This window comes from Achromobacter sp. SIMBA_011 (genome assembly GCF_046535435.1).
In the GTDB taxonomy this organism is placed as follows: Bacteria; Pseudomonadota; Gammaproteobacteria; order Burkholderiales; family Burkholderiaceae_B; genus Achromobacter; species Achromobacter dolens.
This window is the reverse complement of sequence record NZ_JAWRWN010000624.1, coordinates 1-264: the sequence shown is the minus strand read 5'-3', so window position 1 is coordinate 264 and position 264 is coordinate 1. Positions and strand designations below refer to the sequence as shown.

Genomic DNA, 264 nt, shown 5'->3' with positions numbered 1-264 from the left:
GACGTCGTCCACCTTCACCTGATCGCCCCACAGCTCGACGCTCGAGCCGATGCCGGCGTTCGGGCACGGCGTCAGATCGACGGTCAGCATGTCCATCGATACGCGGCCGATCACGCGCGTCATCACGCCGTCGACGGCGATCGGCGTGCCAGTCGGGGCGTGGCGCGGATAGCCGTCCGCATAGCCGCATGCGACGACGCCGATCCGCATCGGCTGCTCGGCCGTGAAGCGGCGGCCGTAGCCGACCGTTTCCTGCGGCGCGAG

General features: G+C 70.1%; 1 protein-coding gene. It reads right to left on the bottom strand.

What is annotated here, in order from left to right; translation table 11 throughout:
* Positions 1–264, bottom strand: a 264-nt coding sequence (locus SB816_RS32445) for an alanine racemase C-terminal domain-containing protein (protein WP_410548305.1), incomplete at both ends; no start/stop codon positions are given.